This window comes from Pseudomonas sp. LBUM1679 (assembly GCF_059695565.1).
The window spans coordinates 5,254,869-5,277,995 of the sequence record NZ_CP166774.1; the positions used below are offsets into that span (position 1 = coordinate 5,254,869).

Consider the following 23,127-nt stretch of genomic DNA (forward strand, 5'->3'; position numbering starts at 1 on the left):
AGTCGGGGCTCAGAGGCGTTCGATAATGGTGGCAATGCCCATGCCGCCGCCGACGCACAGGGTCGCGAGGCCATAGCGCAGGCGGCGGGTTTCCAGTTCATCGAGCAGCGTGCCGAGGATCGCGCACCCGGTGGCTCCGAGCGGGTGGCCCATGGCGATGGAGCCGCCATTGACGTTGACTTTGTCCGGGTCGATGGCCATGTCCTTGATGAATTTCAGCACCACGGAGGCGAAGGCTTCGTTGACTTCGAACAGGTCGATGTCCTGGATCCGCAACCCGGCCTTGGCCAGTGCCTTGCGCGTGGCCGGCGCAGGGCCGGTGAGCATGATGGTCGGATCGGTGCTGGTGACCGCCGTGGCCACTATCCGTGCCCGGGGTTGCAGACCCAACGCCCGGCCTTTGGCTTCGGAACCGATCAGCATCAACGCCGCGCCATCGACGATCCCGGAGCTGTTGCCCGGCGTGTGCACGTGGTCGATTCGTTCCACGTGGCTGTAGACCCGCAACGCGGTGGCGTCGAAGCCCATTTGCCCGATCATCTCGAAGCTCGGCTTGAGCTTGCCCAAGCCTTCCAGGGTCGACTCGGCGCGGATGAACTCATCGTGATCGAGCAGGATGATGCCGTTCTGATCCTGCACCGGCACCAGTGACTTGTTGAACGAACCGTCCGCGCGCGCCCGTGCGGCCTTGCGCTGGGAGTGCAGCGCATAGGCATCGACGTCCTGACGACTGAAGCCTTCAATCGTGGCGATCAGGTCGGCGCCCACGCCTTGAGGGGTGAAATGACTTTGCAGGTTGGTTTCCGGGTCCAGTGCCCAGGCACCGCCGTCGCTGCCCATGGGCACGCGCGACATCGATTCGACGCCGCCGACCACGACCAGGTCTTCGAAGCCGGAACGGACTTTCATCGCACCGAGGTTCACGGCTTCCAACCCTGAGGCGCAGAAGCGGTTGATCTGCACACCTGCCACGCTGACATCCCAATCGGCCACCTGGGTCGCGGTTTTGGCGATGTCGGCGCCTTGATCGCCGATCGGCGTTACGCAGCCGAGCACCACGTCATCGACCTGGCTGGTGTCGAGCGAAGTGCGCTGTTGCAATGCCGTGAGCAGCCCGGCAACCAGGTTCACCGGTTTGACGCTGTGCAAGGCGCCATCGGCCTTGCCCTTGCCCCGGGGCGTGCGTAACGCGTCGAAAATCAAAGCTTGGGTCATGATGTTCTCGAACCTGATGGTGAGTGGGTACTCTTTTGGTATTTGATCTCTCACCTTATGCCGAGCCGCAACCGATTCAATGACCGCAACGCTCAGCCGCGTTGACCTCACGCTCAGACGGACGGTAGTCCGCCATGGGATTAACCGATTCAGAACACCAAGCGGTCTAGCCAACGGGCGCCCAAGCAGCTGGCAATAGGCCTCATACCTTTTTAACAGCAATTAGCGACCACACCATATGAAATGGATCTAAACCAGGCGTGACGCGGGCTCTAATGTGAAGTTGTACGAAGTTGTCGTCGGGTTTTGCCGAGGCGCTCGTCCTACAGGAAGTGCAACGCCTTGCCGTCGTGGAGCTATGCAGGCAGGCATCAGGAAATAACAAAAAAAAAGGCGGTCAGCCATGTTCAAGCAATCGAAAGTACGTCAAGCCGGGCTCATTCTATTCGCCACCACGCTGTTGTTGATTTTGCCGAACCTGACCAAGGTGATTGGTTAGTCGGTCTTTAAAATACGGCGTCAGTTTTTTACATCGCCTCATTAAAAATGTGACTGGCTCGCTACCCGGGCCAGCGTGGGTGTGCCAACCTTTGTGGCACTTCCACGACATGGACGGCGATCACTTGAAAACGCTCATTCTGTTCGGGGCCTTGCTGCTGAGCACGCCCCTCTTTGCCGCACAGCTTGACCTGGGGCTGGGCGCGAACAGTCGCACCTGGCAGACCGGGGAATTGCTCACGCATCCTCAGGTTCAGACCATCACCATCACCAACGACGTTTCCTACAAACGGGACATGAGCTATCGCGCTGTTCCGTTGGCGGCCTTGTTGACGGGTATCAAGCCTGAAGATCACTTGCAAGCCGTGGCACTGGACGGGTTTGCGGCAGAGCTGTCGGCGGCGCCGCTGCTCAATGGCAAGGGTGCGCGGGCGTGGCTGGCGATTGAAGACCCGGCCAACCCCTGGCCGGCGTTGTCCGAGGGCAAGCACAGTGCCGGACCGTTCTATCTGGTCTGGACCGATCCGCAAGCCGGCAATATCAGTCCTGAGCAATGGCCGTTTGAAGTGGCGAGCATCAAGCGCATGGCGCCGGTAGCCGAGCGCTTCCCTGCCCTGCTGCCCGACCCTGCGCTGGCGGCGGATGATCCGGTGAACAAGGGCTTTGCACTGTTTCAGAAGAACTGCCTGGCCTGTCATCGGCTCAATGGGGCCGGGGATGCGCAGTTCGGGCCGGATTTGAATATTCCGTTCAACCCGACCGAGTACTTCGGCGCGGACTTCCTCATGCGTTACATTCGTGACCCGCAGAGTTTGCGGCAGTGGCCGCAGGCGAAAATGCCCGGGTTTACGGCGGCTGTGTTGCCGGAGGGGGACCTGGAGATGTTGGTGGGGTATTTGAAGCATATGGCGGGGCGCAAGGTTAAGCCCTGACATTGCTCCCCCCTGTCCTGTAGGAGCAAGCTTGCTCGCGAAGGCGGCCTGACATTCAACATCGATGTTGACTGTCAGGCCGCCTTCGCTGGCAAGCCAGCTCCTACAGGGGGTATGTGGTGATCCTGGTTACTGTTGTTGCACCGAAATCACAGGCGCCGGCATCGGCGTCGGCGAAACAAACACCTTCGCATGCATCTGCTCACACCCACCGCCCCGGCGCATGCCGCGCACCGGGCAGGCATCCAGGTAATCCAGGCCCACCGCCAGTTTCAGGTGGCGCTCGGGCCGGGCCAGTTCGTTGGTCACATCGAAGCTGTACCAGGCGTCATCGAGCCAGGCTTCAGCCCACGCGTGGCTGGCCAGGTGCTCGCAGTCCTCGCTGTACAGATAGCCCGACACATAACGCGAGGCAATCCCCAGGCTGCGGGCGCAGGCGAGGAAGGCATGGGTGTGGTCCTGGCACACGCCCGAACGCCCGGCGAAGGCCTGGGCGGCGCTGGTGTCCACGGCGGTGGAGCCCGGCGTGTAGGTCATGTACTGGTTCAGGCCATGCATCAAGTCGATCAGCGCCGTGCGATCCCGACGTTGCTTGCATTGCTTGCGGGCAAACGCGCGCAGGGCTTCGTCGGCTTCGGTCAGTCGGGTGAAACGCAGGAACGGCAGCGCCGACTGGCTCTCATGCTCGGCTTCGCGCAGCTCATCGATGTCCACCTGGCCCCGGGCACCGATGATGATCGCCTCGTGGGGCTCATCCATGGTCAGCACATGCAGGATGTTACCGAACGGGTCGAGTTGTGCGCGCACCGGACGCGGCAGGTCGAGTTGCCAGCTGAGCACGTGTTGGCGTTCGCTGTCGTGGGGGGTCAGTCGCAGGTACTGGATGCTCGCCCGCACCTGATCTTCATAGTGATAGGTGGTCTCGTGGCTAATGGAAAGTCTCATGCGGCCTCCAGGTAAGAACTGTGAATGGCATTGCCCAACTGGCGCACCAGCGGGATGAACTCGGTCAGCCAGGTGTGCAGGCCTTCGTCGAGAATTTCGCTGATACCGGTGTAGCGCAGGCGCGCGTCCATTTCTGCCGCCAGGCGTTGCGCAGGACGGCCGTTGGCCCCCGGCAGCTGGGCGAGGATCTGGTCGATCTCTTCGGTACACGCCCGCAACGAACGCGGGACGTCAGCACGCAGTAGCAACAGTTCGGCGACATGCCGGGCACCGGGCGCGTCGCGGTAGATCTCGGTGTAGGCCTCGAACGAGGACAAGGCCCTCAATAAGGCACTCCACTGGTAATAGGCGTGGGCCGTGCCGTCGCTGACCGCTTCGGCCTGGTCACCGGCCATTTCGTAGCGTGCATCGAGCAGGCGCAAGGTGTTGTCTGCCCGCTCGATGAAGGTACCCAGGCGAATGAAGCGGAACGCGTCGTTACGCATGATCGTGCCGTAGGACGCGCCGCGGAACAGGTGGGAACGCTCCTTGATCCACTCGCAGAAACGGCTCATGCCGTAGCGACTCAAGCCCTGGTCGGCGATCCCGCGAATTTCCAGCCAGGTGGCGTTGATGTTTTCCCACATGTCGGCGGTGATTCGCCCACGTACCGCATGGGCACTGGCCCGCGCGGCACCGAGGCAACTGTAGATGCTCGCCGGGTTGGCCGCGTCCAGGGCGAAAAAATGCAGCAGCCGCTCGGCATGCAGCTCGCCATGGCGCTCCAGGTAATCATCCAGGGTGCCGGTAATCAGCAACGGCATGGCGAGTTCGTGCAAGCCGTCACCGCGACCATCCTGTGGCATCAGCGACAGCGAATAACTGATGTCGAGCATCCGGGCGAGGTTTTCCGCCCGCTCCAGGTAACGCGACATCCAATACAAATCCGAGGCAGTTCTACTTAACATGGCAGGCTTCCTTCAATCCTCGACCACCCAGGTGTCCTTGGTGCCGCCGCCCTGGGAGGAGTTCACCACCAGGGAGCCTTCACGCAGGGCGACACGGGTCAAACCACCGGGCACAACCCAGGTTTCGCGGCCAGACAATACAAACGGACGCAAGTCGATATGGCGTGGAGCGATGCCGTTTTCGACAAAAGTCGGACAGGTCGACAACGACAATGTCGGTTGCGCGATGTACGCGTGGGGCTTGGCTTTGATCCGCGCGCGGAAGACTTCGATTTCCGCCGCCGTCGCCGCCGGCCCCACCAGCATTCCGTAGCCGCCTGAACCCTGGGTTTCCTTGACCACCAGCTCTGGAAGATTGGCCAGTACGTGGGACAGTTCAGAGGGATTACGACACTGCCACGTCGGCACATTCTTCAGGATCGGCTCTTCGTCGAGGTAGAAACGGATCATGTCCGTGACGAACGGGTACACCGACTTGTCATCCGCCACCCCGGTGCCGATGGCATTTGCCAGTACCACGTTGCCCGAACGGTAGGACGACAACAGCCCCGGGACGCCGAGCATCGAGTCCGGGTTGAACGCCAGCGGGTCGAGGAAGGCATCGTCGAGGCGCCGGTAGATCACGTCGACGGCTTTCGGCCCGTCCGTGGTGCGCATGAACACCTTGTCGTCACGCACGAACAGGTCCGCGCCTTCCACCAGCTCAACGCCCATTTCCCGAGCGAGAAAGGCATGTTCGAAAAACGCGCTGTTGAAACGGCCCGGCGTCAGCACCACCACGCTGGGGTTATCGATCGGGCTGGAGCTTTTCAGGGTATCGAGCAACAGGTTCGGATAGTGATCGATCGGCGCAATGCGTTGCGCCGCGAACAATTCGGGGAACAGGCGCATCATCATCTTGCGGTCTTCGAGCATGTAGCTCACGCCGCTCGGTGTACGAAGGTTGTCTTCGAGCACGTAGTACGTGCCGTCGCCATCGCGCACCAGATCGACACCGGAAATGTGCGAATAGATATTCCGGTGCAGATCCAGCCCTTGCATCGCCAACTGGTATTGCTCGTTGGCCAGCACTTGCTCGGCCGGGATGATGCCGGCCTTGATGATGCGCTGGTCGTGATAGAGGTCGGCGAGGAACATGTTCAGCGCCTTGACCCGCTGGATACAGCCGCGTTCGACGACTCGCCATTCACTGGCGGGGATGCTGCGGGGTATGGTGTCAAAGGGAATCAGGCGCTCTGTCCCTTGCTCGTCACCGTAGAGCGTGAAGGTAATCCCGGCGCGATGAAACAGCAGATCGGCCTCGCGTCGCCGTTGGGCCAAAAGCTCATCAGGCGTTTCGGCCAGCCAACGGGCAAACTCCCGGTAATGCGGGCGGACCTGGCCGCCGGCATCATACATTTCATCAAAATAGGTGCGGATCATGCCGTACTCCTTGTCACCCGGACATCCAGGCCTTCGCAAGGCCCGTGCCATCGGCAGAAACGCTTTGATATCAATCAGTTGGATAATGACGCCGGATCCACCGCACCAATCCTGTGCGGTAAATGCCCCAAGCTGATCGCCCCCGCTTCATTGCGAAGCAATGTCTTCGCCCATCAGCAGCATAGTCAATTAAAAAACAAGATCAAAAGATCGCAGCCTCGTTGCACTCGACAGCTCCTACAGGTAACGAGGCTGCGATCTTTTGATCTTCACAAACCCGCAAACGAAAACGGCCAACCCGAAGGTCAGCCGTTAGTGAATGTTGTCGCTGTTCATAATGTTATGCGAGTCGCCCTCGTACCTCCTGCTTGACGCCCCACCCTTCGATGATCCCGCCCAGAGGCTCCACCACTGCCTCGAAGTCCTGCTCGAAGTCGCCGATACCGTCGTAGGTGGCGTACATCACTTTACTCAGCTCCAGATACCACGCGCCGTCATCGCGCACGCTGATCTGGGCATTCAAGGATTCACCGCAATAATGCCCTGCCGCCCTGCGCGCCCGCTCCTCGTCGGGGAAAATGGCGTAGAACTCGATGGGATGGAATCGTGAAAAGTCGAAACCGCCTTCTTTCATGCGGCGCAGCACGCTGCTGCTGATGTCTTCTTGATAGGCTGTGCTCATGAAACGTCCCCCTCACATTGATGGATAGACTTTCCGTATTCCCGGCACACGCAACCGATTGGTGCGAGTGATGCGGCAACAAATTGCCGGTGGGAAGCAAGCATGTAGCTGACAAGACCAGACCTTAGCGATCCGTTCGCTGATCTCGCTTGCAGAGTAGCCCCAAGAGAGAGGCGCTGCCAAGGTCTGGTTGTTTCACGAATGTGCCAGGAAGTGTTTCAGACGGGAGTAATGCCGAGGATTTGTATGCTGTTCTGGGCCTTGAGACTTTTGACGCTCGCATCAGCGGTGCGCCCTTCCAGATCATTCAGATCCAGTTCGGCAGCGACAGGCAGGAGACGGGCCTTGATCAGTTTGGCGGCTTGCTCGTTGTCCGGGCATTCGTCGCACTCGAAGACTTCGTCGACTGTTTCACCGTGATCATCCACGAAAGTGATTTTCCACTTTTGCATCAGTGCCTCCTCGAACAAACCCGCAAATGGGCTTACAACTATCTGGACTTTTGCCCTGACTGATCGTTCAAACGGATTACAGCGCGTCAGCCTAATCCTGACGAATTACCCTGTAGGAGCGAGCTTGCTCCGGGGCGGCGTTCCGACGATGAACTTGAAGGCGGCGCTTGTTTCCAGACAGCACGCGTCATCGTTCACGTCCATCGCGAGCAAGCTCGCTCCCACAGGGGTTTTGTGGTGTTTGTGAGACCGAGTCAGATCCGCACGTTACCCCGCGGTCCGGCGATGGCCCAGATAATCAGCCCCAGGACCGGCAGCAGCAGGATCAACAGCACCCAGACGATTTTCATCCCGGTGTCGGTGCCACTTTTCAACACGTTGATGATTGCCCAGATGTCCAGGGCAAGAATGATCAGGCCAACCAGACCATTGAACGTGGAACCCATGGTGTCGCTCCCGAAGAGTGGTGTGCACTCTTAGGATAGCTGGCCCCTAGGGTTCCGTTTTATTCGGCCCAGAGTGGCGTCAGACGTGGATCGCCAGTTTCAGGGCTTCCAGCGAAGGCGCGGCAGCGATGCCGACTTGAGCACACAACTCGAGCACCCGCGGCACGTCATTGCCGTAGACCAGCACCACTTGCAGCTCGTCATCGAGCAACTGGCTGAAGTTCATCAGCACGTAGCCGCCGTTATCCTTGTTCATGCTGCTCATCTGCACCTGGATGCGATTGAGCGCGGTCAGGGCTTCGGTCTTGGCCAACTGCTTGGGTTTGATATTGAAATCAACGCCAGGGCCGAACGAAGCAACGATCCGGGCGAACAGATCCACATAGGTGTCGGCCTGGAACAGCACGGTCTCCGGCAGGCTGCCGACGACCACCCACTCGCCCAGAGGAATCGGGAAGGTCTCGTCGTAGTTGATATCCGGATTGGCCGCCAGGAAAGCCGCTGGATCGGCGTAGGCCTGGGCCGCTTCATCAGCGATTTTCAGGATTTCGTCATCGCTCATGCACCCGGAGCTGATTTTGCTGATGAGTTCGACGAGTGCGGCTTTCATGGGGCGGAATCCTGTAGCGAGGGAATTTTGAAGGCGCGAAGGATAGCGCATTCCGCCCCGCCGTGGCTGTAGGGGCGCACTGCCGGGAAGGTTGACCCACATCAAGGCCTGGCAGACTCGGTAGCGGCACAATACTGGCACCTTGCCGAAACTGTTTCCGCTATCAGAGAAGACCTCCATGGGTGCCTGGCTTAGCAATATCTCGTTGAAGTACAAATTCTGGGCGGTCAACGCCGTCGCTTTCGTGACCACCCTGTTGTTGGTGTTGTACGCCGTACAGCTTGAACAACAGTCGCGCAGCCATGATGCCCGGGCTTCGGCCCAGGCCCAGGCACGGCTGCTCACCGTGTGGCCTGCCGGGCAACCGTTACCGCAGGCCGAAAACCTGCTGACCTTCAATCCCGGGCAGGCGCCGCTGCTCAATGGCCAACCGGTATTGGAACTGGCCGATGCCAACGGCTGGGTCGAGATCAATGCCATGCCACTGTTCGGTGACAACCCGTTACTGGGCGCCGAGGTATTCACCCGTGCCGATGGCCAGCAGGTCGCGGCAATTGCCTATGGGCCGAGCCTGACCCAGGTGTTCGGCGAGCGTTTCGCCCACTATGCGGTGGCGGTGTTGATCCTGATGCTGGCAATGCTCGGGGCTTCGCAATTGTTGATCCGCTTCCTGCTCAGTCAGCTCAACACCTTGAAGGACGTGATGCTCCACGTCGAGAAAACCGGCGATCTGTCCGCCCGTGTCCCGCTGGCCTGCAACGACGAAGTCGGGCAGATGGCCAACGCGTTCAACGCGATGCAGGCGGGTTACCAACGGGTGGTCGGCACCGTCGCCAGCACCGCCCGGCAACTGGATGTCGGCGCGGCGCGACTGGCGTCGAGCATGAACGAGGTGCGCCTCGGCATGCTTGGCCAGCAAAGCGAAACCGATCAGGCCGCCACCGCGATCAACCAAATGACCGCCACCGTCTATCACATCGCCCAGCACGCCGGCGCGACCCGCGATCTGTCGCAAACCGCCGATACCCTGGCCGGCAGCGGCCAGGCAGTGGTCAGCCGGGTGCAGCAATCGATCAGCGGGTTGTCCACCGGGGTGCAGCAGACGGCCGAGATGATTCAGCGCCTGGCCGAGGACAGTCAGAAGATCAACGGCGTGGTCGGTGTGATCCACAGCATCGCCGAGCAGACCAATCTGCTGGCGCTGAATGCCGCGATCGAAGCGGCCCGGGCCGGTGAAATGGGGCGCGGCTTTGCGGTGGTCGCCGATGAAGTGCGTAACCTGGCCAAGCGCGTGCAGACCTCCACCGACGAGATCACGCTCATGGTGACCGCGTTGCAGGCCGGGACTCGGGACGCGGTGGACTTCATGCAGGAAAGCTCGTTCAAGGCCGATGATTGCGTGCGACAGGCACAGGAGGCCGGTGCAGCCTTGGCCGACATCACCCGCGCGGTGGCACAGATGCGCGAAAGCAACACGCAGATCGCGGTAGCGGCCGAGCAGCAGAGTCAGGTGGCGGAGGAGATGAATCGGGCGGTGGTGAGCATTCGGGACGTGACCGAGAATACGGTGCAGCAGACGGTGGGTTCGGCGACTACCAGTAATGAACTGGCGGCGCTGGCGGGGGAATTGAACAAGGCTATAGGGCAGCTCAAGCTGTGAGGGCCTCATCGCGGGCAAGTCGAATCGTCGCACCGCCGCTCCCACAGTGATCTTCAGTGGTCATAAAATCGGGGCAAGACATAGACCTGTGGGAGCGGGCTTGCCCGCACACAGTGATCGCGGTAGTCATAAAATCGGGGCAAGACACAGACCTGTGGGAGCAGGCTTGCCCGCACACAGTGATCGCGGTAGTCATAAAATCGGGGCAAGACACAGACCTGTGGGAGCGGGCTTGCCCGCACACAGTGATCGCGGTAGTCATAAAATCGGGGCAAGGCACAGGCCTGTGGGAGCAGGCTTGCCCGCACACAGTGATCGCGGTAGTCATAAAATCGGGGCAAGACACAGACCTGTGGGAGCGGGCTTGCCCGCGATGGCGTCAGCCCGGCCAACATCAATATTGAACATGGCACCTATCACATCGATAGCCACCTTTGATTCGCCGCGCACTGGCGCCAGGCCTATTCTTCAATCATGTGTCAAACACGGATCGAGGATCGGCATCATGGGCAAACGTCACCCCAACCTACCCGCCTGGCAATGGCGAGCTTACCCGAACAATCATCAGCACCCGACCAATCTGGTGCTGCACCTGATAGCCGTGCCGCTGTTCATCGTGGGTGTCCTGCTGATTGTCTGCGGGGTGTTCAGCCTGAATCTGGGCAATTTCGCCATCGGCATTATCGGCCTGTTGGCTGCGTTGGGCCTGCAACGCCATGGTCACAGCCTGGAGGCGCAAGCCTCCGAGCCGTTCAGCGGTCGCAAAGACGCGGTATCACGCTTGCTGGTCGAGCAATTCCTGACCTTTCCCCGGTTCTTCCTGAGCGGCGGCTGGTGGCGCGCCTGGCGTGAGCGCCACCGTCGTCACTGATTCAGGCAAAAATGGTCACGGTCTGTCGGCTCATGGCGATCAACTGGCCATCTGCACTCCACAGCTTCGCGGCGGCATGACCATAGCCGTCAGCGGCGTGATCGATTTCAACCCGGTATTTGCACCAGTCCAGCGTGCTCAGTTCAAGCAATGGCTGAACGAATTCGATGGTCCAGGTCAGCGTACTGCCCATCGCCGGTTTGTTCAGGTGCGGCAACAGCGCCGGCGGCCAGGCGTCGACCAGTGCCAGAATATGCGACTCACTGACCGTCTCTGCCTTCACGTCCCCGCGTAAACGCACCCAGCCGCCCATCTCGCGGGATTTGTTACCGGTGAACGGCAGTCCGCCGACACTCCAGCGCATGGCCAGATGACGCATGAACTCCGGGGTCACGCCTTTGATATAAGGCAATTCCTGGCAGTCGTCCCAGTGTTTCATCTCCGGTGCCGGGTCGGCGGTCACAGCCACTTCGGATGGACGCGAGGCACCGAAACTGCCCTGAATCAGCGTCACGACCTGGCCCTTCTGCATCGCCCGGCCCAATACCTGGCTCACGGCCTTGCCTTCACGCAACACTTCGACTTCAAAGCTGACCGGCACTTCGGGCTCGACCGGCCCGACAAAGGTGATCGCCAGCGAACGCACCGGACGATCCGCCGGTACCTTGGCGCGCATGGCTTCGTATTGCAAAGCGGCCACCAGGCCCCCAAAGCTGGCCCGCCCTTGAGCCCATTCGGCCGGGATAGACAGCTCGCACGGCTGGCTGCGGACGGTGTCGAGCAGATCGGAAAAGCGCATGAAAACCTCAGGCAGGAAAAGGATGAAGGAATCTTAACCAGCCTGCGAAGACAGCACAGCGCTTATTCTGGCCAAATTGACTGACAGATAAGCCGGATACACACGCTCCATGTAGGAGCTGCCGCAGGCTGCGATCTTTTGATCTTTGGCGCTATCAATGACGCCGAAAATCAAAAGATCGCAGCCTGCGGCAGCTCCTACACGGGACCGAGGTGGTCTCAGGATTTGAAGCAGGCGGAACTGAGTTTATCGAGGACACGATCGGCGCGTGCTTCGGCCTTGGCCAAATCAGTTTTCCAACCCGCCACACAGGGTTGCAAATCCGCTTCCTCTTCAGCCCTGGCCAGCCATTGCCAGCAATCGTGCCAATCGCCCAAGGCGGCCTGGGCAGACTTCAACCTGGGCATGGCCGCCTTCGGTAAACGGTCCAGCTCGGGATACGCTTCGATGCCATAACGCACGCGCTTGATCAGCAGGCGCAGACGATGGCGATCATGGGCCGGGTCATGCAGCGCCATATCCAGTTTTTTCCATTGTTTGGCCAGGCGCTTTTCAATGTGTGTGCGCAGGCCCTTGAGCAGGCCTTGTCGCTGGGAAGCGCGCAAAAACCGCGGAAATGCGTCGAGGATCATCAGCAACTGCGCCAACTGGGGACTGGCCGCCACCGCCGGATAGGCCTCGGCCATTTGTGCCATGCGCCGGTGCGCAGCCTCGGGTTGATCATGCTCGAGCAAATACGCGGCCAAGACTTCGCGATCGCGCAATGGCGTGGACAGATCACCGACCGCGGACGCCGCCGCTTCCAGCTGTTCGACGCCGGGCAAGCCACGCAATGGCCGCAGTAGACTGCGCAAACGGCGAACCGTGGTGCGCAGGTCATGCAAGGCTTCAGGGTCGGTGCGGGCACTCAGGCGCGCCTGGCAGGCCAGCAAACGAACGTCCAGGCCCAGGATCCGAGCCACCAACCGATCAACCAAGGCAGACATCATTTAGCTCCCAGAATCGAATTTTCCCAGTCGCTCATCATGCCTCAACGGCCGGCGCGAGACTCTCGAATATAGAAACGCGCCCGCTCGGCCTTCTTGGAGCAGCCTTCGAACGCTTCAAATTGCTGCTGGGTCTTGGCACCGGTCAACAGCGACAGCGCCTTGGAGTAACTGACGGTTCCGGCAAACCCTTCAGCCTTGGCCAGGTCCAGTTCGTGCCACGCGGCATCGATTCCAGTGGCGCAGCTGTCGCGATAGGCGGTTTTGCCGGCGCATCCGGCGAGTGCCAGCGCAATCAGGGGCACACAGATCCAGGCTTTCATTACTCACACCTCAAAGATAGGTAAACAGTCGTGCAGGTAAGACGGTAAGGCGCGGGAAAAGTGCCTTGACCCCGTCACGGAAACGACAGCGCTGGGAAGAATACCCATCTGCCGCCACGGAGTGTCGAAAAAACGACGCGAATGCCCCGCCGAGTGACCTTGGCGATTGAAGCACAACCCTCGATGGGTGCATTGTTGAACCTTGTCAGACGAGGGCGATTCATGAAAAAGCGCGTCGCACTGGTGCTGGGCTCGGGTGGAGCCCGGGGTTATGCCCATATCGGGGTCATTGAAGAGATCGAACGGCGTGGCTACGACATCGCCTGCATCGCCGGTTGCTCCATGGGCGCCGTGGTCGGCGGGATCTACGCCGCCGGCAAACTCAAAGATTATCGCGACTGGATCGAGAGCCTCGATTACCTGGATGTGTTGCGCCTGGTCGACGTCAGTTTCCGCCTGGGTGCGATACGCGGGGAGAAGGTCTTCGGGCAAATCCGCAAGATTGTTGGCGAAATCAACATCGAAGACCTGCGCATTCCCTACACCGCAGTGGCCACCGACCTGACCAACCAGCAGGAAATCTGGTTCCAGGAAGGTTGCCTGCACCAGGCCATGCGCGCCTCGGCGGCGATCCCCAGCCTGTTCACCCCGGTGATGCAAGGCAATCGCATGCTGGTGGACGGGGGGATCCTCAACCCTTTGCCAATCGTGCCGGTGGTGTCGAGTCATTGCGACCTGATCATCGCGGTCAACCTCAACTCCACCAACCAGCGCCACTATCAACTGCCGGTGATCCAGCGCCCGGCCGCGTTCAAGACCCGTTTCGACAGCCTGATCAATTCGTTGGGATCGAAATTGCCATTTCGCCGCAAACAGGCGGAACAATTGCTGCTGCTGGAAAAGGAAGCGTTGCTGGCGGAGGCTGCCGAGATCAATCCCTGGATCGAATCCGCCGAACCCGAAGCCCAGCAACCGGCGGCCGCTCCTGAACGTGACGGCGCGCCGAAGTCCGCCACCGGTTCGTTCATCATCGACAACGTGGGCCCGGCCTCGTTGCTGGATTTGATCAACCAGAGTTTCGAGGTGATGCAGACCTCGTTGGCGCAGTACAAGATTGCCGGTTATCCGCCGGATATTCTGATCAACGTACCGAAACGGGTGTGCCGGTTTTTCGAGTTCTACAAGGCGCCGGAGCTGATCGCGCTGGGGCGGGAGATTGCGCGGGATACGCTGGATCGGTATGAGAATGAGCAGAAGCGTGATTCTTGAGATTTTTGGGTGGACTTAAGGGCCTCATCGCGGGCAAGCCCGCTCCCACAGGGGACGGTGGTGTATCGACAAACGCATACACTTGTGGGAGCGGGCTTGCCCGCGATAGGGCCGGATCAGGCAACACAGAACTAAAGGCTGTCCTCGCTCAATAGCCGATACCCCACCCCCGCTTCAGTCACGATAAACCGCGGCCGGGTCGGATCATCCGCCAGCTTCTGCCGCAGATGCCCCACCACAATCCGCAAATAGTGACTGTCTTCGGTATGGGTCGGCCCCCAGATATCCTTGAGCAATTGCTGCTGGGTGATGACCCTTCCCGGATACCGTGCCAATTGCGCCAGCACCGCGTATTCCTTGCGGGTCAACGCCACTTCGACGCCATCGAGCAGCACACGGCGATACGCCAGGTCCACGGTCAACGGGCCGAACGTCAGTGCCGCCTGCTGGGCTTCACCGGCCGGGGCCTGACGCAACAAGGCGCGTACCCGCGCCAAAAACTCCTGGATGCCGAACGGCTTGGTCACATAGTCGTTGGCACCGCCATCGAGGGCCTCGACTTTCTGCCCTTCGTTGGCACGCACCGACAGCACCAGCACCGGCACCGTCGACCATTGGCGAAACTCACGCAGCACTTGCTGACCGTCCATGTCCGGCAAACCGAGGTCGAGCACCAGCAAGTCCGGTTTGTTCAGCGCGGCCTGCGCCAGGCCTTCGGTACCGCTGCCGGCCTCCAGCACTTTGTAGCCCTGGGAAGCGAGGCTGATGCGCAGGAATTTGCGAATCTGCGGTTCGTCGTCGATGACCAAAATGGTCGCGGTCTGGCTCATGGTTTTCGATCGCGGCAAGGTGAGAGGCAAAGGGTATCAGGCTTCACTTTCAAAGCCCGGCTGTTCCTGCACCGGCAAGTGAAGGGTGATACAGGTGCCGCGCCCTTCGATGCCGTCGGCGACGCTGATCCGCCCGCCATGGGCACCAACCATGCCTTGACAGATTGCCAGCCCCAGCCCTGTGCCCTGTCCGCCACGATCGCCCCGCGCCGCGGTGTAGAACATGTCGAAAATTTTCGCCCGCTCCTCTTCCGGAATCCCCGGACCTTCATCGCTCACCGAAAAAAACAGCTCGCTGTCGTCGGCTCCGGCGCGCAATTGCAGGCGCCCGTGAGTCGGTGAAAAGCGTGCAGCGTTCTCCAGCACGTTGACCAGCGCCTGTTCGATCAGCGCGGCGTGGACAAACAGCAGCGGCAACTGCGCGGGCACTTCGGTGCTGACCTGCAACGGTGCCAGCACCGCGCGCAGGCGATTGAGCGCACTGCCGACGATGTCGGCCGGCGATACCCAGTCGCGGGCCAGCTTCAGGGCGCCGTGACCGAGGCGCGTCATGTCCAGCAGGTTTTGAATGTAGCGATCGAGGCGTTCGGCCTCATCGCGCGTGCCTTCGAGCAGCTCCCGGCGATCCTCCAGCGGGATGGCTTCACCCAGGGCCAACAAGCTGTCGATGCTGCCGCGCATCGAGGTCAGCGGCGTGCGCAAGTCATGGGACACCGACGCCAGCAAAGCACTGCGCAGTTGTTCGGTTTCGCCGTGCAGCCGCGCCGCTTCCAGGTCCTCGGCCAATTGCGCGCGAGCCAGCGCCTGGGCCAGTGGCTGGCTCAACGCGGTCAATAAACGCCGACGCTGGCCGCTCAGGGTCTGACCTTCCTTGGCACACACCCCCAGCAGCGCCAACGGTCCATCCTCTACCGAAAGCGGCCACCACCACCATCGGCCGAACGGTAAGGTGCCGGTGCCTGCGCCAGCCGGCTGATCGTGTTGCCAGGCCCAATCGGCAGCGGCGCGTTCGGCTTCGGAAAACTCAAGCGGCCCACCGGTTTCGACTCTCCAGCCACTGTCCCCGTCGCGATCGAGCAGGCACACCTTCAGATCGGTCCAGCCGTTGAGGTGCTGGGCCGCCGCGCTGACCACGGCCTGGCGATCGGTGGCGGCCGTGAGCTTGCGCGACAGGTCGAGCAGTTCCGTGGTCTCTTCCTGGGTGTCGCGCAACGCCTGCAATTGCCGGCGCTGCCGGGCCGCGAGGTTGCCGGTGAGCGCCGCCATCAGCAGGAAGAACAGCAAGGTCAGGACATCTTCTTCGCGCTGGATGCTGAGGGAGAAATTCGGCGGAATGAACAGAAAGTCATAGGTCAGAAACGACAGCGCCGCACAGGCCAGCGCCGGCCCGAGGCTGCTGCGCACCGCCACCAGCAACACGGCGGCGAGAAACACCAGTGAGATATTCGGTAGCGGCAGCACACTCGCCACTGCCCAGGCCAGCGCACTGGCCAACACCGTCGCCACGAACGCCAGGGCGTAGTCGAACCACACCAGCGACTGCGCCGAACGCTGGCGCGGTTGATGCCCTTGCTGATCACTGTCGAGGACGTTGATTTCCAGGCCGCGGGCATTGCGCAGCAAGCGCGATGCCAGACCACCGCCGAACAGGCGCCGACGCCAACGTTGCCGGGACTGGCCCACCAGCACCAGGCTGGCACGACGTTCGGCGGCGTGCTGGATCAGGGTTTTCGCCACCTCGCCGGCGCGCAGCAACACCACTTCACCGCCGAGACGCTCGGCCAGTTGCTGGGCGCTTTGCAGGCGCAGGCGCGATTGCTCGTCGCGCACGCTGCCGTTGTCCACATGCACCAGACTCCATGGCAGATGCCGCCGCTGGGCGACGCGGCTGGCGTGACGCACCAGGCGTTCGGCCTGGGCATCGCCATCGACGCCGACCAGCAAACGACCGCGCACCGCCGGTGCTGCCTGGCCGAGCTGGCGATAGCCCTGGGCCAGATCATTATCGACCTGGGCGGCAGCGGTCTGCATCGCCAGTTCACGCAGGGCGGTGAGGTTGGTCTGGGTAAAGAACGCATCGATGGCCGCCCGCGCCTGCTCCGGCACGTAGACCTTGCCCTCACGCAGGCGCTCGAGCAGCTCGCGCGGCGGCAGATCAACCAGCAGCAATTCGTAGGCCTCTTGCAACACCCAGTCCGGCAGGGTTTCGCGAACCTGCACGCCGGTGATGCCGCGCACCTGGTCGTTGAGGCTTTCCAGGTGCTGGACGTTGACCGTGGTGAACACGTCGATGCCGGCGGCAAGCAGCTCCTGGATGTCTTGCCAGCGCTTGGCGTGGCGACTGCCGGGGGCGTTGCTGTGGGCCAGTTCATCCACCAGTGCCAGTTTCGGCCGGGCCGCGAGCAAGCCGTCGAGGTCCATTTCTTCGAGCATCACCCCGCGGTATTCCGAACGCACCAGAGGTTGCTGCGGCAAGCTGCCGAGCAGTGCCTCGGTTTCGGCGCGGCCATGGGTTTCGACCACCCCGGCGATGACTTTGACGCCCTGACGCAGTTGGCTGTGGGCTGCCTGCAACATGGCGTAGGTCTTGCCGACGCCGGGCGCGGCGCCGAGGAATACCTTGAGCCGGCCACGGCCATCCCGGGGCAGGTCTGCTAACAGCGCGTCGGCGCGGCCGGAGTTGCTCATGCTTGAAGCTCACTTTATTCAGAGATTAATGCAGTGGCTGTCAGGGCCTCTTCGCGGGCAAGCCCGCTCCCACAGGGGACAATGGTGAATACAAAATTTGTGACCACTGTTGATCCCTGTGGGAGCGGGCTTGCCCGCGATTGGGGCGCCACAGATTTAAAGTTTTTCCAGCGCAATATTCAACGCCAACACATTCACCACCGGCGGCCCCACCAACGGCTGCTCGATGTGCGCATCCAGCAGCTGCTGCAGCGCAGGCACCGGCAAATGGCGCGCCGCCGCGACTCGCGCCAGTTGATAGGCAATCGCCGCCGGTGGCAAGTGTGGATCAAGGCCGCTGCCAGAAGTGGTCAGCAGCGCCAACGGCACCGCGCCCTGGCCGGGCACCAACAGTTTATTGGCATCATCGATCACCCTGGTGGCCAGGGCCGGGTTGCTCGGCGAGAGGTTGCTGGCGCTGCTCGACACGGTGGCAAAGGTACCGGCCGATGGCCGTGGATGGAACCAGGCGTCACCGGCGAAATCCTGGGCGATCAACGCCGAGCCACGAACCTTGCCGTCGGCGTCGCGCACCAGGCTGCCATTGGCCTGATCCGGGAACGCGACCTGGGCGACACCGGTGACCACCAAGGGGTAGGCGACGCCGGTGATCAGGGTCATCAGGACCAACAGGCTCAGGGCCGGACGTATCAGAGTGGACATTTCAAATTCCTCGAATTCAGAGATCACTACTGCGTTTATTCATGTTCATTGCGGTGAATTCATCGCGGGCAAGCCCGCTCCCACAAAAGCACCGCATTCCCTGTGGGAGCGGGCTTGCCCGCGATGGCGGCGTATCTGACACACCGCCGTGCAAGATCAAACCAGATGCAATCCCGTCAACAGCATGTCGATCGCCTTGATCCCCACGAACGGCACCACAATCCCGCCCAGCCCGTAGATCAGCAGATTGCGCCGCAACAACGCTGCCGCACTCGCCGCCTGCACCCGCACACCGCGCAATGCCAACGGGATCAGCACCACGATGATCAAGGCGTTGAACACGATCGCCGAGAGGATCGCGCTCTGCGGACTGTTCAGGTGCATGACGTTGAGCACGCCGAGTTGCGGGTAGATCGAGGCGAACAACGCCGGCAGGATCGCGAAATATTTGGCCACGTCGTTGGCGATGGAAAAGGTCGTCAATGCACCGCGGGTCACCAGCAATTCCTTGCCGATCTGCACCACGTCCAGCAGCTTGGTCGGATCGCTGTCGAGGTCGACCATGTTGGCCGCCTCGCGCGCGGCCTGGGTACCGTCGTTCATCGCCATGCCGACATCCGCCTGGGCCAGGGCCGGGGCATCGTTGGCGCCGTCACCGCACATGGCGACCAGGCGACCATCGTTCTGTTCATGGCGAATGCGCGCCAGTTTCTTCTCCGGCGTGGCTTCGGCCAACACGTCATCAACGCCCGCCTCGGCCGCAATCGCCGCCGCCGTCAGCGGGTTGTCGCCGGTCACCATGACGGTGCGGATGCCCAGCTTGCGCAGTTCGGCGAAACGTTCGCGGATGCCTGGCTTGACCACGTCCTTGAGGTGAATCGCACCGAGCAATTTACCGTCGGCGCAGACCAGCAACGGAGTGCCGCCGCTTTGGGCGATCTTGTCGATTTCACGGGACAGAGGTGCTGCCAGATCGGCACGTTTCAGGCCGACGAAAGCGAGTAGCGAATCCACTGCGCCCTTGCGATAGACCCGCCCCTGATAGTCGACACCGGACAGGCGAGTCTCGGCACTGAACGGCACCGCCACCAGCCCTTCGAGGGTCGGCTCGGGCTGTGGATGAGTCCCGCGCAGATACTCGACAATGGATTTGCCTTCCGCCGTGTCATCGGCCAGTGAAGCGAACAGCGCGCCTTCGGCCAGCTCCCTGGCGCTGACACCCGGTGCGGCATGAACCGCGGTGCAACGCCGATTACCGAAGGTGATGGTGCCGGTCTTGTCCAGCAGCAGGACGTGCACGTCCCCCGCCGCTTCCACCGCGCGCCCGGATTTGGCGATCACGTTCAGACGCACCAGACGATCCATCCCGGCAATCCCGATAGCGGACAGCAACCCGCCAATGGTGGTCGGGATCAGCGTGACCAATAACGCCACCAGGAACACCAGCGGCAGGCTGCCATTGGCGAAGTGGGCGAAGGGTTGCAGGGTGACGACCACCAGCAGGAAGATCAGTGTCAGACCGATCAGCAGGATGTCGAGCGCCACTTCGTTCGGGGTTTTCTGGCGTTTGGCACCTTCGACCAGGGCGATCATGCGATCCAGGGTCGACTCGCCGGGGTTGGCGGTGATGCGCACCAGCAACCAGTCGGAGACCAGGCGGGTGTTGCCGGTGACGGCCGAACGGTCGCCGCCGGACTCACGGATCACCGGCGCGGACTCACCGGTAATCGCCGCTTCGTTGACCGCGGCAATGCCTTCGATCACCTCGCCGTCACCGGGGATCATTTCCCCGGCTTCGACGCGCACCACATCGCCCTTGCGCAAGCTGGCAGCGGGCACCACCTGGAAGGCGCCGCTGGTGGTTTTGCGCCGGGCGCTCAAACCTTCGCTGCCGGCCTTGAGGCTGTCGGCGCGTGCCTTGCCGCGCCCCTCCGCCAGGGCTTCGGCGAAGTTGGCGAAGAGCACGGTGAACCACAGCCACAGTGCGATTTGCGCGGCGACAAAGGTCGGCACGGCGTTGTCGGGAATGAAGCACAGCACGGTGGTGAGGATAGCGGTCAGTTCCACCACCAGCATCACCGGTGCACGCTGCAATTGCCGTGGGTCGAGCTTGACGAAGGCTTGCACCAGCGCCGGACGCCACAGGGCCGAGATTGCGGTTTTCGGTTGTTCCGGGGCCTTGACGGTGGCGGCTTTGGTTACGGGCATGTTCATTATCTTGCTCCTAAAATAAAGAGGCTCAGAAGCCCATGCTCAGATGTTCGGCAATCGGGCCCAGCGCCAGGGTCGGCAAGAAGGTCAAACCACCCACCAGCAAAATGGTCACGGTCAGCAAGGTCACAAACAGCGGGCCATGGGTCGGGAAGCTGTTCTGGCCGATCGGCGCGGTCTTCTTCATCGCCAGGCTGCCGGCCAGGGCCAGTACCGGCAGGATGTAACCGAAGCGACCGATCAACATGCCCAGGCCCAGCATCAGGTTGTGGAACGCCGTGTTGGCGCCGAAGCCACCAAACGCCGAACCGTTGTTGGCACTGGCCGAGGTGTAGGCGTAAAGCAACTGGCTGAAACCATGGGCCCCGGGATTGCTCACCGCCGCGACAGGACCGGGCAGACTGGCGGCAATGGCGCCGAGCACCAGCACACCGACCGGCATCACCAGCAAGGTCACCACCAGCAGCTGCACCTCCCTGGCCTGCAGTTTCTTGCCGAGGTATTCCGGCGTGCGACCAATCATCAGCCCGGCGAGGAACACCGCGATCAACACGTTGAGCAACATGCCGTACAGCCCGGCGCCGACGCCGCCGAAGATCACTTCGCCGACCATCATGTTGACCAGCGCCACCATCCCGCTCAGCGGGTTGAGGCTGTCGTGCATGCCGTTGACCGAACCGTTGGACGCCGCGGTAGTCGTCACCGACCACAGCACCGTGGCGGTGGTGCCGAACCGCGCTTCCTTGCCTTCCAGCGGCGCGGTCTGTTCGACGGCGACGTTGTCCAGGGTCGGGTTCGGCTGGTACTCGGCCCACAGCGAAGTCGCGCCGCCGATCAGGAACAGCGCCAGCATGCAGGCGATGATCGCGCGGCTCTGACGCAGGTCCTTGACGTAGTGGCCGAAGGTGAACACCAGCGCCACCGGAATCAGGATGATCGACGCCATCTCGAACAGGTTGCTCCAGGCCGTCGGGTTCTCGAACGGGTGCGCCGAGTTGACGCCGAAGAAGCCACCACCGTTGGTGCCCAGTTGCTTGATCGCAATCTGGCTGGCGGCCGGGCCGAGCGGGATCACCTGATCGACGCCCTGCATCGTCACGGCATTCACGTACTGCGCGAAGGTTTGCGGCACGCCCTGCCAGACCAGATACAGCGCCAGCAGCAGGCACAGCGGCAGCAGGCCATAGAGGGTGGCGCGGGTCATGTCGACCCAGAAGTTGCCCAGGGTGGCGGTCGACTTGCGACCGATACCGCGACACAGCGCCACCAATACCGCCAGGCCGGTGGCGGCGCTGACGAAGTTCTGCACGGTGAGGCCGGCCATCTGGCTCAGGTAACTGAGGGACGCTTCACCGCTGTAGGCCTGCCAGTTGGTGTTGGTCATAAAACTGATGGCGGTATTGAACGCCAGGGTCCATTCCTGACCCGGCAAGTGCTGCGGGTTGAGCGGCAAGTAGTCCTGGAACAACAGGATCAGGAACAACAGCAAGAAGCCCGCGAGGTTGAAAGCGAGCAAGGCCAGGGCGTATCGCTGCCAGCTCTGTTCGACCTGCGGATCGACGCCGGCCACTTTGTAACACCCGCGTTCGACCGGTCCGAGGATCGGGGTCAGCCAGGTGCGCTGCCCCTCCATGATCTTGTAAAAGAACCGCCCGAGAAACGGCGCCGGGATCAGCACCACGGCCAGGAAGGCGAGGATCAGCCAATAGTCGTAACTGTGCATGATCGCTCCTAGTTCCGGTCTGCGCGCAACAGCGCAACCAACAGATAAATGAACAGTCCCACTGCCAGCAGCAGTGACACTCCGTCCAGAACACTCATGGAAATTCTCCGTGTTACGGCGTATTGCCGCGTGTGCAGTCATTGTCGGCAAGGAGGCTGTAAAGGAACGAGATCGAGGGGGGTGGCGGGGTATAAAGAAAGCGTAAAGAGTGGGGTTACGCCGGGGTTACAGGGGTGCTCGGTTGACGCTCGCTTCGTCTAGCGCGCCACGCCTGACGGGTTAACGCATCGGCTACTCGCATCAGCGCACGCTTTAAGCAAGAATGTCGGCCATTGATGACTATTGCCGGAAGACTACCCATGAATGTAATCGCCACCGATTTGCCCGGTGTTCTGATCATCGAACCGAAAGTCTTTGGGGATGAGCGAGGTTTCTTCTACGAGAGCTTCAACGCCAAGGCTTTTGAAGATGCCACTGGCCTGCACGCTCAATTCGTTCAGGACAATCATTCGCGCTCGCAAAAGGGCGTATTGCGTGGGCTGCATTACCAACTGGAAAACACCCAGGGCAAACTGGTTCGCGTGACGGCCGGTGAAGTACTCGATGTAGCCGTGGACATTCGCCGCAGCTCGCCGCAATTCGGCAAATGGGTCGCGGTGCGCCTGTCCGCCGAAAACCATCGCCAGCTCTGGGTCCCGGAAGGTTTCGCCCACGGTTTTGTGGTGTTGAGCGATTTCGCCGAGTTTCTCTACAAGACTACCGACTACTACACGCCCTCTGCCGAGCGCAGCATCCGCTGGGACGATCCGGACCTGGCTATTGACTGGCAACTGGACGAAGCACCGCAACTGTCCGCAAAGGATCAGGCTGCGAAGTTCTTCAAGGACGCTGACGTTTTTGCCTGACCCTGAGCGAT

At 61.5% G+C, this 23,127-nt stretch carries 22 protein-coding genes; 5 read left to right on the forward strand and 17 right to left on the reverse strand.

The genetic code is table 11. The annotated features are described in order from the left end of the window. Positions 1-9 precede the first annotated feature (9 nt). Positions 10-1,215, reverse strand: a complete 1,206-nt coding sequence (locus tag ACA062_RS23775; RefSeq protein ID WP_497453278.1) for an acetyl-CoA C-acetyltransferase — start codon at positions 1,213-1,215, stop codon at positions 10-12. A 608-nt stretch (positions 1,216-1,823) separates the two neighbouring features. On the opposite strand from ACA062_RS23775, the gene ACA062_RS23780 reads away from it, so the two are divergent. Next, a complete protein-coding gene (locus tag ACA062_RS23780; protein ID WP_497457484.1) occupies positions 1,824-2,645 on the forward strand; it encodes a c-type cytochrome in 822 nt (273 codons plus the stop codon). A gap of 129 nt (positions 2,646-2,774) precedes the next feature. Here the strand turns inward: ACA062_RS23780 and ACA062_RS23785 are convergent, their stop codons facing one another. The 7 genes from ACA062_RS23785 to ACA062_RS23815 form a co-directional block, all read right to left on the reverse strand. Next, positions 2,775-3,590, reverse strand: a complete 816-nt coding sequence (locus ACA062_RS23785) for a transglutaminase family protein (RefSeq protein ID WP_497453279.1) — start codon at positions 3,588-3,590, stop codon at positions 2,775-2,777. Beyond that, positions 3,587-4,537: an alpha-E domain-containing protein gene (locus ACA062_RS23790; protein WP_497453280.1), complete on the reverse strand. Its 951-nt coding sequence runs from the start codon at positions 4,535-4,537 to the stop codon at positions 3,587-3,589. The genes ACA062_RS23785 and ACA062_RS23790 overlap by 4 nt, the downstream gene beginning before the upstream one ends. Positions 4,538-4,549: 12 nt before the next feature. Further along, positions 4,550-5,959: a circularly permuted type 2 ATP-grasp protein gene (locus ACA062_RS23795; protein WP_497453281.1), complete on the reverse strand. Its 1,410-nt coding sequence runs from the start codon at positions 5,957-5,959 to the stop codon at positions 4,550-4,552. A 340-nt stretch (positions 5,960-6,299) separates the two neighbouring features. Further along, a complete protein-coding gene (locus tag ACA062_RS23800; protein ID WP_064678940.1) occupies positions 6,300-6,641 on the reverse strand; it encodes a ribonuclease E inhibitor RraB in 342 nt (113 codons plus the stop codon). A gap of 218 nt (positions 6,642-6,859) precedes the next feature. Beyond that, entirely contained in the window at positions 6,860-7,093 is a 234-nt protein-coding gene (locus ACA062_RS23805; protein ID WP_497453282.1) for a hypothetical protein, read from the reverse strand. Positions 7,094-7,347: 254 nt separating this feature from the next. Continuing rightward, positions 7,348-7,539: a PLDc N-terminal domain-containing protein gene (locus ACA062_RS23810; RefSeq protein WP_497453283.1), complete on the reverse strand. Its 192-nt coding sequence runs from the start codon at positions 7,537-7,539 to the stop codon at positions 7,348-7,350. Positions 7,540-7,618: 79 nt separating this feature from the next. Continuing rightward, entirely contained in the window at positions 7,619-8,149 is a 531-nt protein-coding gene (locus ACA062_RS23815; protein ID WP_497453284.1) for a hypothetical protein, read from the reverse strand. 955 nt (positions 8,150-9,104) lie between these two features. Between ACA062_RS23815 and ACA062_RS23820 the strand changes: the two genes are divergently transcribed. Continuing rightward, positions 9,105-9,809: a methyl-accepting chemotaxis protein gene (locus ACA062_RS23820; protein WP_497457485.1), complete on the forward strand. Its 705-nt coding sequence runs from the start codon at positions 9,105-9,107 to the stop codon at positions 9,807-9,809. Between the two features lie 505 nt (positions 9,810-10,314). Continuing rightward, a complete protein-coding gene (locus ACA062_RS23825; protein WP_497453285.1) occupies positions 10,315-10,680 on the forward strand; it encodes a terminase in 366 nt (121 codons plus the stop codon). Between the two features lies 1 nt (position 10,681). On the opposite strand, the gene ACA062_RS23830 is transcribed toward ACA062_RS23825, so the two are convergent. From ACA062_RS23830 to ACA062_RS23840, 3 genes are all read right to left on the reverse strand, one after another. Beyond that, positions 10,682-11,479 carry an acyl-CoA thioesterase gene (locus ACA062_RS23830; protein WP_497453286.1) on the reverse strand — a complete coding sequence of 266 codons (798 nt, stop codon included), beginning with the start codon at positions 11,477-11,479 and terminating at the stop codon, positions 10,682-10,684. Between the two features lie 218 nt (positions 11,480-11,697). Then, entirely contained in the window at positions 11,698-12,465 is a 768-nt protein-coding gene (locus ACA062_RS23835) for a CHAD domain-containing protein (protein ID WP_497457486.1), read from the reverse strand. A 44-nt stretch (positions 12,466-12,509) separates the two neighbouring features. Next, complete coding sequence (locus ACA062_RS23840; RefSeq protein WP_128873362.1) at positions 12,510-12,788, reverse strand: hypothetical protein; 279 nt, start codon at positions 12,786-12,788, stop codon at positions 12,510-12,512. A gap of 222 nt (positions 12,789-13,010) precedes the next feature. Between ACA062_RS23840 and ACA062_RS23845 the strand changes: the two genes are divergently transcribed. Next, a complete protein-coding gene (locus ACA062_RS23845; RefSeq protein ID WP_497453287.1) occupies positions 13,011-14,057 on the forward strand; it encodes a patatin-like phospholipase family protein in 1,047 nt (348 codons plus the stop codon). Positions 14,058-14,188: 131 nt separating this feature from the next. Here the strand turns inward: ACA062_RS23845 and ACA062_RS23850 are convergent, their stop codons facing one another. From ACA062_RS23850 to kdpF, 6 genes are all read right to left on the reverse strand, one after another. After that, the gene (locus ACA062_RS23850) at positions 14,189-14,887 is read right to left on the reverse strand and encodes a response regulator (protein WP_497453288.1); all 699 of its coding nucleotides are present in this window, start codon (positions 14,885-14,887) and stop codon (positions 14,189-14,191) included. Between the two features lie 36 nt (positions 14,888-14,923). After that, positions 14,924-17,575 (reverse strand): DUF4118 domain-containing protein, encoded by a 2,652-nt coding sequence (locus tag ACA062_RS23855; protein ID WP_497453289.1) that lies wholly within the window; start codon positions 17,573-17,575, stop codon positions 14,924-14,926. Positions 17,576-17,731: 156 nt separating this feature from the next. Further along, the gene (gene kdpC, locus ACA062_RS23860) at positions 17,732-18,277 is read right to left on the reverse strand and encodes a potassium-transporting ATPase subunit KdpC (protein WP_497453290.1); all 546 of its coding nucleotides are present in this window, start codon (positions 18,275-18,277) and stop codon (positions 17,732-17,734) included. Between the two features lie 156 nt (positions 18,278-18,433). Further along, positions 18,434-20,491, reverse strand: coding sequence for a potassium-transporting ATPase subunit KdpB (gene kdpB / locus ACA062_RS23865; protein ID WP_497453291.1), 2,058 nt, complete (start codon positions 20,489-20,491; stop codon positions 18,434-18,436). Between the two features lie 25 nt (positions 20,492-20,516). After that, entirely contained in the window at positions 20,517-22,211 is a 1,695-nt protein-coding gene (gene kdpA / locus ACA062_RS23870) for a potassium-transporting ATPase subunit KdpA (RefSeq protein WP_497453292.1), read from the reverse strand. Between the two features lie 8 nt (positions 22,212-22,219). After that, positions 22,220-22,309, reverse strand: coding sequence for a K(+)-transporting ATPase subunit F (kdpF, locus tag ACA062_RS23875; RefSeq protein WP_007899818.1), 90 nt, complete (start codon positions 22,307-22,309; stop codon positions 22,220-22,222). A gap of 261 nt (positions 22,310-22,570) precedes the next feature. Here kdpF and rfbC point away from each other — a divergent pair, with 261 nt between their 5' ends. Further along, positions 22,571-23,116 carry a dTDP-4-dehydrorhamnose 3,5-epimerase gene (rfbC, locus tag ACA062_RS23880; protein ID WP_497453293.1) on the forward strand — a complete coding sequence of 182 codons (546 nt, stop codon included), beginning with the start codon at positions 22,571-22,573 and terminating at the stop codon, positions 23,114-23,116. Positions 23,117-23,127: the final 11 nt, after the last annotated feature.